Annotated in this window: 12 protein-coding genes and 1 riboswitch; of the genes, 5 read left to right on the top strand and 7 right to left on the bottom strand. The window is 35.5% G+C overall.

The window, feature by feature from the left end:
* Positions 1-86: 86 nt before the first annotated feature.
* Entirely contained in the window at positions 87-680 is a 594-nt protein-coding gene (locus tag EZ449_RS18050; protein ID WP_131561499.1) for a DUF6580 family putative transport protein, read from the bottom strand.
* Between the two features lie 38 nt (positions 681-718).
* Positions 719-2,587, bottom strand: coding sequence for a TonB-dependent receptor plug domain-containing protein (locus tag EZ449_RS18045; RefSeq protein ID WP_131561497.1), 1,869 nt, complete (start codon positions 2,585-2,587; stop codon positions 719-721).
* A 95-nt stretch (positions 2,588-2,682) separates the two neighbouring features.
* Positions 2,683-2,877, bottom strand: a riboswitch (cobalamin riboswitch).
* A gap of 84 nt (positions 2,878-2,961) precedes the next feature.
* On the opposite strand from EZ449_RS18045, the gene EZ449_RS18040 reads away from it, so the two are divergent.
* A complete protein-coding gene (locus EZ449_RS18040) occupies positions 2,962-4,206 on the top strand; it encodes a serine hydrolase (RefSeq protein ID WP_131561494.1) in 1,245 nt (414 codons plus the stop codon).
* Positions 4,207-4,320: 114 nt separating this feature from the next.
* Entirely contained in the window at positions 4,321-5,727 is a 1,407-nt protein-coding gene (locus EZ449_RS18035; protein ID WP_131561492.1) for a sigma-54-dependent transcriptional regulator, read from the top strand.
* A 147-nt stretch (positions 5,728-5,874) separates the two neighbouring features.
* Here EZ449_RS18035 and EZ449_RS18030 read toward each other — a convergent pair whose 3' ends face one another.
* The 5 genes from EZ449_RS18030 to gatB form a co-directional block, all read right to left on the bottom strand.
* Positions 5,875-7,665: a chloride channel protein gene (locus EZ449_RS18030; RefSeq protein ID WP_131561490.1), complete on the bottom strand. Its 1,791-nt coding sequence runs from the start codon at positions 7,663-7,665 to the stop codon at positions 5,875-5,877.
* Positions 7,666-7,684: 19 nt separating this feature from the next.
* Complete coding sequence (locus tag EZ449_RS18025; protein WP_131561488.1) at positions 7,685-8,407, bottom strand: RluA family pseudouridine synthase; 723 nt, start codon at positions 8,405-8,407, stop codon at positions 7,685-7,687.
* A 262-nt stretch (positions 8,408-8,669) separates the two neighbouring features.
* Positions 8,670-9,359 (bottom strand): response regulator transcription factor, encoded by a 690-nt coding sequence (locus EZ449_RS18020; protein ID WP_056870373.1) that lies wholly within the window; start codon positions 9,357-9,359, stop codon positions 8,670-8,672.
* A 103-nt stretch (positions 9,360-9,462) separates the two neighbouring features.
* The gene (locus tag EZ449_RS18015; RefSeq protein ID WP_131561486.1) at positions 9,463-10,575 is read right to left on the bottom strand and encodes a TlpA disulfide reductase family protein; all 1,113 of its coding nucleotides are present in this window, start codon (positions 10,573-10,575) and stop codon (positions 9,463-9,465) included.
* Positions 10,575-12,032 (bottom strand): Asp-tRNA(Asn)/Glu-tRNA(Gln) amidotransferase subunit GatB, encoded by a 1,458-nt coding sequence (gene gatB / locus EZ449_RS18010; protein WP_131561484.1) that lies wholly within the window; start codon positions 12,030-12,032, stop codon positions 10,575-10,577. The genes EZ449_RS18015 and gatB overlap by 1 nt, the downstream gene beginning before the upstream one ends.
* Positions 12,033-12,170: 138 nt before the next feature.
* Here gatB and EZ449_RS18005 point away from each other — a divergent pair, with 138 nt between their 5' ends.
* The 3 genes from EZ449_RS18005 (at position 12,171) to EZ449_RS17995 (ending at position 14,042) form a co-directional block, all read left to right on the top strand.
* Entirely contained in the window at positions 12,171-12,791 is a 621-nt protein-coding gene (locus tag EZ449_RS18005; protein WP_131561482.1) for a hypothetical protein, read from the top strand.
* 112 nt (positions 12,792-12,903) lie between these two features.
* The gene (locus EZ449_RS18000; RefSeq protein ID WP_131561480.1) at positions 12,904-13,416 is read left to right on the top strand and encodes a hypothetical protein; all 513 of its coding nucleotides are present in this window, start codon (positions 12,904-12,906) and stop codon (positions 13,414-13,416) included.
* 119 nt (positions 13,417-13,535) lie between these two features.
* Positions 13,536-14,042, top strand: a complete 507-nt coding sequence (locus EZ449_RS17995; RefSeq protein ID WP_131561478.1) for a hypothetical protein — start codon at positions 13,536-13,538, stop codon at positions 14,040-14,042.
* Positions 14,043-14,235 lie beyond the last annotated feature (193 nt).

The following is a 14,235-nucleotide window of genomic DNA, read 5'->3' as shown; positions in this document are numbered from 1 at the left end:
AATACGATTGCCATTAACGCTAATATAAAAAAAATCCCCTATTGAAATGAATCAAAAGAGGATTCTCATAATTTTACGTTAGATATTTAAGCTGCTTGTTGTGCCTGAAACTTCAAAGCTGGAAACTTAGCTTTTAGAATCTCAAAAGCTCCGAAAAGAATTGCCCCATAAATAATAGTTCCTTCTAAAAACCTAATTTCAAATGGAATTGCTCTTTCTAAACACAACCAAAAGCCAGCAAAATCTTGTGTGTAAGATGGGTTTTTAAACCAAACACCAAAATCTGTTACTACCCAATGGATAAAAACTATTGATAATGTTGAGGATAATAAGCTAACTGCATTGATTTTATTTAATAGTAAACGCCCAACCAATACCATTAATGCAAACGCCAAGTAGGTCCAATACCAACCTTCATATAAAAAGCCATTGCTGTATTCTTTAAAGATTGTTGTTGCTAAAATGAAATCGCTTAAAAACAAACTCAACAAAGGAAAGGCAAATGCTTTGATGTTATCTTTAAAATATGCTCCTCCAAATAAAGCTACTGCTCCAATTGAGGAAAAATTAGCAAACTTTAAGGCATCGGAATTAAACGTTACCAATAAACGGAAACCCGTAATTATTAATATCATTAACAACAATATTAAAGTGCGTGGATTAAATTTTAAATCAGACATTTTTATTAGTTAAATTATTTATACAAAGTTAATTGTTCTTATCGGACATTAAAAATCACGCCGGTATTAAAGTTAAAACCTAAACTGTTGTAACCAATGATTTCATTGTATTTTTCATTTAGGATATTCTTAGCATCGAAGAATAGCTTAACCCGCTTTTTTGCAAGAGCGTATTCTGCATAGGCACTCAATAATTTATATGCTGGCAGATTATCAACTGTGTAAGTTGTAAAGTTTCCATCGGTTCGTGTACCGAAGTAACGAAGGTTTGCACTAATAAATAAATCATTTGTAGCCTGTACGCCTGCGGTTAGCCCAAATGTGTGTTTTGGTCTGCGGAAAAGATAATCGGCAATAGCATTATCTACAAAATTAAATTCATTACCCTCTACATAAGCATAATATCCATTTAAACTAAACTTTCCGAATTTTGCTGCTGGCTCTACTTCAAATCCCTTAGTTTTTTGGCTGACCTGATTAATGTAACCATTTGGGTAAGCATAAATAATAGCATCAGTTAAATCACGTTTGTAACCTGCAAGGCGTAAACTGAATTTATCATCAGCAAAACTGAAGTTTACACCTGCCTCATAATTTTGAGATTTCTCTGGTCTTAAAGCTAAATTGGCACCATATTGACCAAAAAGCATATTAAGCGTCGGGATTTTAAATGCTGTTGAAACAGTTCCGAATAGCTTAATCTCCTTTATAATATTTATACTGGGCGTTATAGCATAAGTATAGTTTTCACCATATTGTTCATGCTTATTATAACGTCCTCCAACCTCTAAGTTGAATATGCTTAAATCGTGTAAAAAAAGTGAACCATAAGCTGCAAAAATATCTGTCTGTGGTTTATTGGAAGCAGAAGACAATTTCATTACTCTGTTATCAATACCGACTAATAAATCTAATTTATTTCCCAATTTCTGATTGTAAAATAAATCCAAAATGGAAACTCTTCCTTCATTAATACTTGGATACTGGCTATGAGCATCATTTCTGGTGCTTTCGAAGCTATAATTTAATGTCACTTTTCCTGTAGCAAATTCATATTTTGCATTTGTACCAGCTGCAAAATTTTTGAGGATTGAGTAATTGTTAGCATCTGCAAAGGCGCCACCATCGAAACTATAATTTCCGTAATAATAACGAACAAAAGGATTGATAGAAAAGTGGTTATCTAGCTTAATACCAAAATTTGCATTTAAAGCATCCGTTTTAAAGCCATCCTTATCAAATGCTGTATTATTTCCTACAGGATTTGCAGCTTCAGAAATGCCATCAGTTTTTGCATGGGTATAATTAATATTGTAAGAGAACCCTTCTACTCCACCATTTAAACCAATGGTTCCTTTGTAGGTTTCGTAACTCCCTGCACTCGCAACACCATAAATCGTATTTCCTTTAGGGCCACCTTTTTTGGTGATGATGTTAATTACACCAGCAACTGCATCAGAGCCATAAATTGTAGATTGGCCACCGCGTAAAATTTCGATGTGATCGATTTGATCGATAGATAATAACCGTAAATCAAAAGCGCCTCCATTGCCCGATGGATCGTTTTGTACAATGCCATCGATTAGTACAACCGCGTATGCACTTCCAGCACCTCTAAAAAAAACAGATTTGTTTAATCCAGGATTGCTACTGGAACCTGCCACAATTATTCCAGCCTGTTCACTAATTAATTCTGGCAATGATTTTCCGTTACTGCGTTCTAAAGTTGCTCTACTAATAATAGTAGCTACTTTGCCCGTTTGCGATTGTTTTTGATCATTTTTTGTAGCAGTAATTACAACATCTTTAAGTTGCAGACTGTCTTGGTTTTGAGCGTTAGCCAACTGACTAATCGTTAATTGTGCAAGCCCTAGACCAGCAACAATTAAAATTCTTTTTTTGTTCATTTGATTGTGAGTTTAACCCACAGCCAACAGATAGAAAGGAAATGAAAATACGAAAACGTAAAGTACCTCACTCCTAGCTCCAATCCCCGAAAGCTATGAAATATATGCTAAAGGCAGGTCTTCTGACTTACTCCCGATTTTTACCGCCTTCCCATTCAGTGGAAACTGAAAAGTGGCATTTGATTGAAAAATCGTTATAGAGCTTACAGCTGCGGGACAGTTACAGATTTACACTGCATTCCCTTTTAATTCCGGGTGTAAATTCGGAAACCAAAAGCGATGCAAAAGTAGTAAAATAAACGAAGATGTAAAATGGATGTTGGAAATGGATGATTTTAGCACAAAAAGTTAACTTTAGGGATCAATTATAAAATATGAGAAAAATTTTATTTTTTACTTTTTCATTATTGAGCCTCAGCACTATGGCACAGAAAAAGAATACCATATTTCTAAAAAAATTATTAGAATCGAAACCCGAACTTTTTAGTTCGATACTTAATCATCCCGATAAAAACCAGGTTCAGATTTTATACACGCAGATTAATCGCGATAAAAATAACAAAGCTCATTTTAAAACATATAGCTACAATTTAGATCCACATCATTATTTTTATCCGGCTAGTACGGTAAAATTGGCTGCTGTAATTTTTGCGTTAGAAAAAGTAAATCGTTTAAATATTAATGGTTTATCGGCAAAAAGCATAATGATAACAGATAGTGCTTACAAGGGTCAAACTAAAGTTTTGAAAGATACTAGTGCAAAAAATGGTTTACCATCAATTGAGCATTATATTAAAAAAATCTTATTAACTAGTGATAATGATGCATTCAATCGGCTATTCGAATTTATTGGAAGAGGGGAAATCAATGAGAAATTAAAGCAAAATGGATTAAATAATAGTAGAATTTTAAATCGATTGGCCATTGGCGATGCTGGAGAATCTGCTAAACATACCAATCCAATTAAATTCTTTAATGGCGATAAGTTAATTTATAATCAGCCTGAACAATATGATCCAAAAGAATATGAGTTATCCTTAAGTAATTTGGTGATGGGAAAAGGATATTTGGATAGTGCTGATAAATTAGTTAATAAACCATTTAATATGGGTGGGAAAAATGCCTTTGCCGTTAACGATCAACAAATGTTGATGCAGAAACTGATATTTCCAGAGGCATTTCCAATAAACGAAAGATTTAATCTTACTAAGGATGATTACACATTGATTTACACTTATATGAGCATGTATCCTACTGAAAGTAACTTTCCAAAATATAAGGCAAATGAATTTTGGCCAACATATGCCAAAATGCTTTTCTATGGGAGAGAAAAAATCGTACCTGATCAGAGCATCCGCATTTTCAACAAATATGGAGACAGCTATGGATTCATTATCGACAACTCTTACTTTGTTGATTTTAAGAACGGGGTTGAATATTTCTTAACTGCAGTAATTCAGAGCAATGAGGATGGAATTTATAATGACAACAAATATGAATATGATACGGTTTGTTTTCCTTTTATGAAGAACCTAGGAAAATTGATTTATGATTTGGAGTTGAAGAAAGGTAAAAAATTTCGGCCTAATCTAAATAAACTTAGAATAGATTATCATTAATTTTTTAAAACCTTTTTATACTTTTTCCGTTTATAGCCTTAATTATTGTATAAAAAACTATACATTAATTTAAATATAATATATTCGCATCTAAATTAAGATTAACTATCCCGAATGGCCAAACTATTAATAATTGATGATGAACGGGCGATAAGAAGCACCTTACGCGAAATTCTTGAATACGAAAATTACGAAGTTGAAGATATTGATAATGGTATCGATGGCCTCGAAATGATTAAAAAAACCAACTTCGATTTGGTGCTTTGCGATATCAAGATGAATAAGATGGATGGTATGGAAGTGCTTGAACAGGCACAAATTATCAAACCTGACTTGCCATTTATCATGATTTCTGGTCACGGAACGGTTGAAACCGCAATTGAGGCCAGCAAAAAAGGTGCATTCGATTTTATTTCAAAACCTCCAGATTTAAACCGTTTATTAATTACTGTTCGTAATGGTTTAGACCGTGGAAATTTAGTTACCGAAACCAAAGTTTTAAAGCGTAAAGCCAGTAAAACCCGCGAAATTTTAGGTCAATCAGAAAGCATTTCTAAAATTAAGGAAACTATTGAGCGTGTTGCACCTACCGAAGCTCGTGTATTAATCACAGGTGCAAATGGTAGCGGTAAGGAATTGGTAGCCCGTTGGTTACACGAAAAATCTAACCGTGCCGATAGTCCTTTAATTGAAGTAAACTGTGCGGCAATTCCATCAGAATTAATCGAAAGTGAATTATTCGGACATGAAAAAGGTTCATTTACTTCAGCGGTAAAACAGCGTATTGGTAAATTTGAATTGGCTAATGGAGGAACTTTATTCTTAGATGAGATTGGCGATATGAGCTTATCCGCACAGGCAAAAGTGCTTCGTGCTTTACAAGAACATAAAATTTCTCGTGTTGGTGGCGAAAAAGAAATCGAGGTAAATGTTCGTGTTTTAGCTGCAACGAATAAGGATTTATTGAAAGAAATTGAAGATGGTAATTTCCGTATGGATTTGTATCACCGATTGAACGTAATCAATATTCATGTTCCACATTTAACAGAACGTATTGATGATATTCCTGTTATCGCACAAAACTTTTTAGAACGTATCTGCGATGATTATGGAATGCCTGTTAAGAAAATTAACGATGGCGGAATGGCTGCTTTACAGGCTTTACCGTGGACCGGTAACGTTCGTGAATTACACAATATGATTGAGCGTTTAATTATTTTGAGTGATAAGGTGATTACAGAAAATGATGTTCGTGCTTTTGCTAACCCAGGTGGAGGAACAAACATTGGCGCTGCAACAAGCACTCAAATTGCAGGTGCTGCGGGCGGTTCTGGCATGTCGTCTTCTTTTGATAGCTTCAATAACTTCCAGGATTATAAAGACCACGCAGAAAAAGAATTTATCAAATTCAAACTCGAGAAAAACAACTGGAACGTTTCCAAAACTGCTGATGAGATTGACATTCAAAGAAGCCATTTATACAGTAAGATTGAGAAATTTGGGTTGAAGAGAGCGGAGTAAATGTTTGCTTAACAATAATAAAAAAGGGATATTCAGTTTTGGATATCCCTTTTTTATTATTTTATATTTTGTCACGTTGAGCTTGTCGAAACGCATTTATAATTTGATGTTCTTCGACAAGCTTAGAATGACAAATCTAATCAAGGTTTAACCCATGTAATCATTCTGCCTCATCAGTAAAGCCCTGTACTTATTGAAGATAGCTGTTTTCGAAACAAAACCCTTGTACTGATTTTCGTTATTGATAACTGGTAAAATCCATGCATTTTCTTGTTCCATTTTTTCGAGAACCAGTTTTAAATCATCGTTCTCATTAATGGTATTTGGTGCCTGCTGAACTAAATAAGATGCGGTCAAAGAATCTTTTTTATCATTCTTCATCATTTCGCTGAAAACCTCTTCAACATAAATAATTCCTTTAAAATCACCTAACTCATCGGTAACTGCGCAAATATTTTTATGCGACTGAACTATTTCATTCATCCTTAGAAAAATTAAATCATTCATATTTAGCGTTGGATAGTTTTTTTCAATCAGGTATTTTAGTTTCATCTGATTTAAAACTGTAGTATCCTTATCCTCATGAGATAGTAATTCGCCTTTATCGGCGAGTGCTTTTGTATAAATAGAATGCTTTTGAGAACTTCGGTTAACAGCATAAGATATTGCCGTTGTAATCATCAAAGGAACCATTAAAATATAGCCACCTGTAATTTCTGCAATTAAGAAAATACCTGTCAAAGGCGCATGCATAATTGCCCCTAACGCCGCTGCCATCCCCGCAACAATAAAATTCGAAACGTTTAACTGCGCAATCCCTGAAAGATTAACAACATAAGCGAAAATAAACCCAATCAATCCGCCCATGATTAAACTTGGAGCAAAAGTTCCTCCATTCCCACCAGCACCCAAAGTAACCAATGTGGCAATTGATTTCATGAAAATTGTAACTACTGTAAAGAGAATAACCAGCGCAGCAATGGTATTGTAGTCCGAAAAAATGCTATTGTTAATCACAGCCAGATAATCTCCTTTTAGCAAACTTTTTATGGTGATGTAACCCTCACCATAAAGCGTTGGAAAAAGAAAAACCAAAGCGCCAAGCATCAAACCACCTATAATTACTTTGGTATATGGATGTTTGATTTTGTAAAAAAATCCTTTTACAGCATAATTTGCTTTGGTGAAATAAATCGAAAACAAACCAATAAGCAAGGCCAAAATAACATAGTATAACAAAGCATTTACTTTCCATCCCTCGGTAACTAGGAAGAACAGTTGTTGGGTATAAAACAATCTCGCTACCACTGCAGCAGTAGCAGCTGAAAGTAGCAAGGGAATAAATACAGGAATGGTAAATTCAGGAAGTAAAATTTCGATTGCGAATACAATCCCAGCAATAGGGCTATTAAATGCACCAGCGATTCCTGCTGCCGCACCACAAGCCACCAACATGGTTATTTCCCGATAGGATAAGCCTAAAACCCGACCTAAGTTTGAGCCGATGGCTGAACCACTAGTTACAATTGGTGCCTCCAGCCCTGTTGAACCACCAAAACCAACCGTAACGGCTGCAGTAATAATCTGCGAATAAATATTATGTGCCTCAACCCTGCTCGATTTTTTAGAAATCGCATAAAGTAAGGGCGTTAATCCTGTTTCAAATTTGCTTTTGCGAATGAAGTATTTGATGTATAAAACCGTAAGAAATATTCCAACCATCGGGAATAACAAATAGAGATAGTATTTGTATTTCCATTGCCAATCTGATTGAAGAAATTCTTCGATGTGATGCGTTAAACTTTTTAAAGCTGCTGCTGCTAAGCCTGCTAAAACGCCAACAACAACCGCAAGTATCACTAAGAAATTACGGTTTGATATTTTTGATTTCCGGTATCGGTTAATCTTATCAAGGTAATTTACAAAGCGGACGTACATTTTATTCGGATTTTAGAGTTTAGGCATCAAACTTATCTAACAGTTTAATTAGCGTAGCAAAATCTTTTGGGTATGGTGCGTCGATGATAATATCGTTATCGTCCATTCCTTTGAAAACTAAATGACGGGCGTGAAGCGCAAAACGTTTCATAATCGGTTGCTCTTCTTCGCCTTTGGTTAATTTGTAGCCACGTTTAATTGACGAAAGAAAAACTGGTTTTCCTTTATACATTTCATCGCCTACAATAGCCGCACGTTGCGTAGCCAAGTGAATACGAATTTGGTGCATACGGCCTGTAATTGGTTTACATTCTACCAGAGTATAATGCTTATAATATTTTAAGGAATCGAAAATGGTTTCTGCTCTTTTTCCCTCAGCTCTATCGATGGTTACGTTCTTATTTCCATCGTTAAGGATTGGCAAATCGACTAACAGTTCATCGAAAATAACATGACCATCTACCACGGCATGATAAGTTTTATTTACCTTTCTACGCTCGAACTGCATAGATGCATGACGATAAGCCTCTGGATTTTTCGCAATAATTAAAGCACCTGATGTTTCCTTATCCAACCTATGGCAAACCTGTGCATCATCGCTATACTGCTTTGCTAAACGTAGAACATTGGTTTCTCCAGAGCCACCCCTTTCATCAAGTGAGGCAAGAAATGGTGGTTTATTGATAACAATGAAATCATTGTCTTCGAAAATAATGAGGTCTTTAAAATTTGGGTACTTCAAACTGCGGTGTTATTAATGAGCCGCAAAAATACGGATTTTATTTTATTGGTTTAGAAATTAACCACATATAAAAAGGATAAACACGGATAAGGAAGTCTTCTCGAACATCACGTCATTGCGAGGCACGAAGCAATCTTAAAGCTTTGGGTGCTATAGCAACCGTTGTAGGATTGCTTCGTGCCTCGCAATGACGAAAGCCTAAAAAAACCGCAGACTTTCTGATAAATCAGCGAATCTGCGGCTTAATATTTTAAATCTATTTCTAAGAAAGCTCGAACTTATAACCAACACCTTTTACGGTTGATACATAAGTTTCGCCTAATTTTTCGCGTAATTTACGGATGTGAACGTCAATGGTTCTATTGGTTACCACAACCGAATCTTCCCAAATATTTTTAAGGATGGATTCGCGGGTGTAAACTTTACCAGGTTTCGATGCCAAAAGATATAACAACTCAAATTCTTTCTTCGCCAAAACCACTTTATTTCCGCCTTGAAAAACTAAATAAGCTTCACGGTCGATAACTAAATCGCCAATTTCTAATTTGTTTTCTGATACTTCTTCAGTTCCAGAGTTTCTTCTTAGAATAGCGTTGATACGACTCACCAAAGCACGTGGTTTAATCGGTTTTGCGATATAATCATCGGCACCAACATTAAAACCAGCGATTTCAGAATACTCTTCGCTCCTTGCGGTTAAGAAAACCATGAACGTATTTTTGAATTCAGGAATAGCTCTCATTAAACGGCAAGCCTCAATTCCATCCATTTTTGGCATCATAATATCCAGAATTATTAAATCTGGATGAACCTTTTTGGCAACAGTAATTCCCTCTTGACCGTTAGATGCTGTAAAAACCTGATAACCCTCTTTTTTTAAGTTGTACTCAATCAGTTCCAGAATATCTGGTTCATCATCAACAATTAATATTTTCTGACCTGCGTTATTCATAGTTAAATATTTGTTACGAAAGTAGTGTCTCTGATGTAATTTTTAGTTAAGCCTAAGTTAAGAAATTGTTAACGACTTAAATTAGTTTAACATTGAGTTTTTTTTAACGTAACGTTTTTCCTAAAAACGCATCCAGTTCATCGCCACGCAGGTTTTTAGCAGCGATTTTACCCGTTGGGTCAATTAAGTAAGATGTTGGAATGGCTTGAACTTGGTATTTTTTAACCGTTTCTCCATTAAAATCTTTCAATTCTGAAACGTGAGTCCACATTAAACCATCTGCATTAATAGCGCCTAACCAGGCTGCTTTATCAGTATCTAACGAAATCCCTAAAATATCGAAGTTCTTCGTTTTGTATTTATTGTAAACCTTAACCACATTTGGGTTCTCCTGGCGACAAGGTTGGCACCACGAAGCCCAAAAATCAACAAGTACATATTTTCCTTTGTAATCAGATAAACTTACTGGCTTTCCATCAGCAGTATTAACCGTAAATGCTGGCGCAACTTGTCCTACCTGAACGGTTTTTAATAGAGCCATTTGTTTAATAAAAGCGTCAACAGTTGCATTACCTTTAATCTCTTCTTTTACTTCATCAGCAAATTTCACCAATTCTGCTTCAAACTCCTGCGGACTCAAAGTATTCATCGCATAAAAACTTGCTAAAGTTCCTTTGTTATCTGCAGCGAATTTTAATATTTGAGTATTCAGTTGCTTGATATAAGATTCATATTGAGGTTTCATTTCCTCCAAAATTGTTGCCCTGTTTTGAGGCTGCTTAGCCACTTTAGCCTCGAAATCTACTTGCAATTTTTCCACCTGTTTAGCAAAGTTATTTCTGATGGTATTTAACTCTGATAATTTCTCTACCTCGTTAGCACCAGAAATTTTGTATGCCATTGTTTTATCAGCCAAATCGGCCTCTAATTTAATGCCATCGCCATTTTTTGCAATTAACATAAATTCGTGATTGCCAACAGAAACCCTGAAAAAATCAACCGATGGTGTTTTACGAATAAATTTAAATTCACCTTTTTCTGATAAATTGGTAGAATCAATAGCCACCATTTGGCTGCTTTGCATGCCGTATAAAAATACTTTCTTTTCCGTGCCAGGATTCTGGAAAGTTCCATCAATGGTAAAACTGTCTTTTGGTTTACAAGCTGTCAAAGCAATCGCGATTAATACGATAAGGCTTAAGTTTTTTAATCTCATTATTTTAGTTTTTCAAGTATCAATTCATTTAATTTTTTAGCGTCTGCCTTGCCTTTTGCCAACTTCATTACATCGCCAACAAACAAACCTAAAACGCCTTTTTTGCCTTTTTTATACGCTTCAACCTGTTGCGGATATTTATTTAACACTTCATCAATAAAGCCACTCAATTCATCTCCGTTCTCGGAAATTAAGAGGTTTAGTGATTGAGCTAAATCGGCAACATCAGCATTTTCCTTTTTTTCAATAGCAGGCAATAACTGTTGAATGGCAATTTGCTGCGTAAGCTTTTTATCATCAACTAAATTGATAGCAACAGCCAGTTCTTCTGGTTTAACTTTATAATCTATAATCGTTATTCCTTTATCGCTTAATATTGCTCTAATCGGGCCGATTAGCCAATTTATTAAGGTTTTCTTATTATTTACTTTAGGCAAAGCCTGATGAAAATAGGTAAGCAAATCAACATCTTCAGCAAATAATGTAGCATCAGCTTTGCTAATACCAAATTCTGCAACCATTTGTTTCGAAATCTCATTTGGTAATGCAGGCATTGCCGATTTAATTTCTGCCAACCAATCATCAGAAATAGAAATGGGCTGCAAATCAGGGTCAGAGAAATAGCGATAATCATTTGCTTCTTCCTTGGTACGCATCGGCGATGTTGTACCTTTATCCGCATCAAAGTTTAGCGTACTCTGAATAATTCTTCCACCATTTGAAATCACTTCTACTTGTCTGCCAAATTCAAAATCCATCGCCCTACGTACGTTACGCATCGAGTTTAGGTTTTTTACTTCGCAACGTGTTCCGAATTCTGTCGAGCCGTTCGGGCGGATAGAAATATTTGCATCGCAACGCAAACTACCCTCTTCCATGTTGCCATCGCTCACATTTAAATGGCGAACCAGTTTTCTAATCTCACTCAATAAAGCCGATGCTTCTTCCGCACTGCGGATATCAGGTTCGGTAACAATCTCGATTAACGGTACACCAGCACGGTTTAAATCTACCAACGAATAATTATCATCCTGGTCGTGGATACTTTTACCTGCATCTTCTTCCAGGTGGATTCTGTTGATTCCGATTTTTTTGGTCATACCATCAGCTAACTCTACTTCAAGAAAACCATTTATACAAATCGGTTGATTATCCTGCGTAATCTGATATCCCTTTGGCAAATCCGCATAGAAATAATTTTTTCTATCGAAGTGATTAATTTGATTGATGGTACAGTTTAAGGCCAAGCCAATACGTATTGCTTTCGCAACCACTTCTTTATTCAATTTCGGCAAAGCACCAGGCAAAGCCAACGATACGGTAGATATATTTTGATTAGGCAAAGCCCCGAAAGAAGCACTATCAGCAGAGAATATTTTGGTATTGGTATTTAACTGAACATGAATTTCCAGTCCTGAAACGAGTTCGTAGTTGTTTTCGGTTGTCCCTAAACTCATATTAAAATGATGCCTTTAAATGTAATGAGCAGGCAAATATAGTTAAAGAATGTTAAAACGAATTACCACAATTAAACTAAGCATCAAGGCGCTCGTCTATTAACCAAACACACAAGAAACCTTTAATTTAAAAACGTTATGAAAAAGTTAGTATTATTTGCTGCAGTTTTGATGGTTTCATTATTCAGCATAAACAATGCAAAAGCACAAGTTAGCTTGAACATCAATATTGGTCAACAACCAGTTTGGGGACCAACAGGTTATAATCATGTAGATTATTATTACTTTCCAGATATCGATGCTTATTATTATGTTCCGTCTGGTCAGTACATTTATTCAAATGGCGGTCGTTGGGTTTGGGTAAATAGTTTGCCTGCTCAATATGGAAATTTCGATTTGTATAGAGCTTATAAAGTTGTTGTAAACGAACCAAGACCATATTTAAGAAATAATGTTTACGTTACAAAATATAGTAAATTCAAAAACTATAATGGTCGGCAGGCGGTAATCAGAGATAGTCGCGATACAAAATATTATGTAGTAAAAGGCCATCCGAACTATAATGGAAACAAAACCGTGGTTGTAAACAACAATAATAATCGCCCAAATCGCACACAAAAAACTGTTGTAAAGGTTAATCAAAACTCAAGACCAGTTCAAAATAATGGTCGTGGAAATGATAACAGAGGCGGGAATAATAACAAAGGTGACAATAATCGCCCTGAAAGAGGTGGAGAAAAAGGTAATGGCCGTCATTAAAAAATATATTTAGTTGTGCTAAAGGGAGTTTCGAAAGAAGCTCCCTTTTTTTATTTAACACTTTGTGGCACGGGCTTTGAAAATAAAAGTAAACACATAAATTAAATCGAATATGAAAAGGTTATTTTTAGTTGCTGCAGTAATGATGGTTTCATTCTTCAGCATTCAAGCGAAAGCACAATTGAATGTTAATGTAAACATTGGCCAACAACCACTTTGGGGGCCAACAGGTTATGACCATGCAGATTACTATTATCTTCCTGATGTAGAGAGTTACTATTATGTTCCCCAAAAACAATTTGTTTATTTAAATGGAAATGATTGGGTTTTCGCTAATAGTTTGCCATCAAGGTACGGCAATTACAACTTGTATAATGGTTATAAGGTTGTAATTAATTCCCCAAAACCGTACTTAAATTTCAAGAATGATAAAGTAAAATACGCCAAATATAAAGGCAATAAAGGTCAGTTGGTCATTAGAGATAGTCGTGATAGCAAATATTATGTCGTGAAAGGTCATCCACATGGAATGCCTCCAGGTCAAGCTAAAAAAATCTATGGTAAAGGAAACAAGGGAAACGGAAATAACGGAAAAGGCCACGGAAATGGTAAAGGCAAGCATTAATTTGCTTTGAATATTTGTAAGGGAATTTCGAGAGAAGTTCCCTTTTTTTATATCTCTGTTACAATAGAAATTTTGGCACAGCGTTTGAATTATTGTTATCACACACAAAAAAACCGATTATGAAAAAGTTATTAATTATCTCTGCGATTGTAGGTATCGTGGCTTTAACATCTAATCAATCTAACGCTCAAGTAAGTTTAAACGTAAATATCGGCACACAACCTACATGGGTTCCTGCTGGTTATCAGAACGTTAATTATTATTATCTTCCAGAAGTTCAATCTTACTATTACGTTCCACAAAGGCAGTTTGTTTACTTAAGCGGTAACCGTTGGACAAGGTCGAGATATTTGCCTGCAAGATATACAGGCTACAATTTGAACCACGGAAGAAAAGTTGTAATGTACGGAAACAGTCCTTATCGCAGTTACAACACACACCGTGTTAGGTATGCAAATCACTCAAATTACTACCGTTCATCATACGGCGGTCGAGGACCAGTTAGATACAGTTCGCCACGAAATAATTACAGGTCTTACAACAAGCACTTCGACAATCGCGCTGGTGGAAGAGGATTCTCAGGAAGAGGCCATTCTGATAGAGGTCATGGAAAAGGCAGACATTAAGATACAAAAGAGGCTTTCGGGCCTCTTTTTTTTATGCGGTATAAAATCTTGATTTCAAGGTTATATATTTTATTTGGAAAGCAATTGTAGAAGTTATTTTGTTTGGTTCGGTCCCGCTTTTCGTTCAAATCTTTTAAAAAAACTACTGTCATTCTGAGGAATGAAGAATCTGTTTCATAGGTTACAGATGCTT

This window comes from Pedobacter frigidisoli, from assembly GCF_004331675.1.
Lineage (GTDB): Bacteria > Bacteroidota > Bacteroidia > Sphingobacteriales > Sphingobacteriaceae > Pedobacter > Pedobacter frigidisoli.
The sequence above is the reverse complement of the archived record's forward strand: the minus strand, read 5'-3'. Positions and strand labels throughout refer to the sequence as shown.

Bases quoted from the DNA above. Each gene is read 5' to 3' on its own strand.
- EZ449_RS18050 (WP_131561499.1), bottom strand. From the start codon at position 680: ATGTCTGATTTAAAATTTAATCCACGCACTTTAATATTGTTGTTAATG.
- EZ449_RS18045 (WP_131561497.1), bottom strand. From the start codon at position 2,587: ATGAACAAAAAAAGAATTTTAATTGTTGCTGGTCTAGGGCTTGCACAA.
- EZ449_RS18040 (WP_131561494.1), top strand. From the start codon at position 2,962: ATGAGAAAAATTTTATTTTTTACTTTTTCATTATTGAGCCTCAGCACT.
- EZ449_RS18035 (WP_131561492.1), top strand. From the start codon at position 4,321: ATGGCCAAACTATTAATAATTGATGATGAACGGGCGATAAGAAGCACC.
- EZ449_RS18030 (WP_131561490.1), bottom strand. From the start codon at position 7,665: ATGTACGTCCGCTTTGTAAATTACCTTGATAAGATTAACCGATACCGG.
- EZ449_RS18020 (WP_056870373.1), bottom strand. From the start codon at position 9,359: ATGAATAACGCAGGTCAGAAAATATTAATTGTTGATGATGAACCAGAT.
- EZ449_RS18015 (WP_131561486.1), bottom strand. From the start codon at position 10,575: ATGAGATTAAAAAACTTAAGCCTTATCGTATTAATCGCGATTGCTTTG.
- gatB (WP_131561484.1), bottom strand. From the start codon at position 12,032: ATGAGTTTAGGGACAACCGAAAACAACTACGAACTCGTTTCAGGACTG.
- EZ449_RS18005 (WP_131561482.1), top strand. From the start codon at position 12,171: ATGAAAAAGTTAGTATTATTTGCTGCAGTTTTGATGGTTTCATTATTC.
- EZ449_RS18000 (WP_131561480.1), top strand. From the start codon at position 12,904: ATGAAAAGGTTATTTTTAGTTGCTGCAGTAATGATGGTTTCATTCTTC.
- EZ449_RS17995 (WP_131561478.1), top strand. From the start codon at position 13,536: ATGAAAAAGTTATTAATTATCTCTGCGATTGTAGGTATCGTGGCTTTA.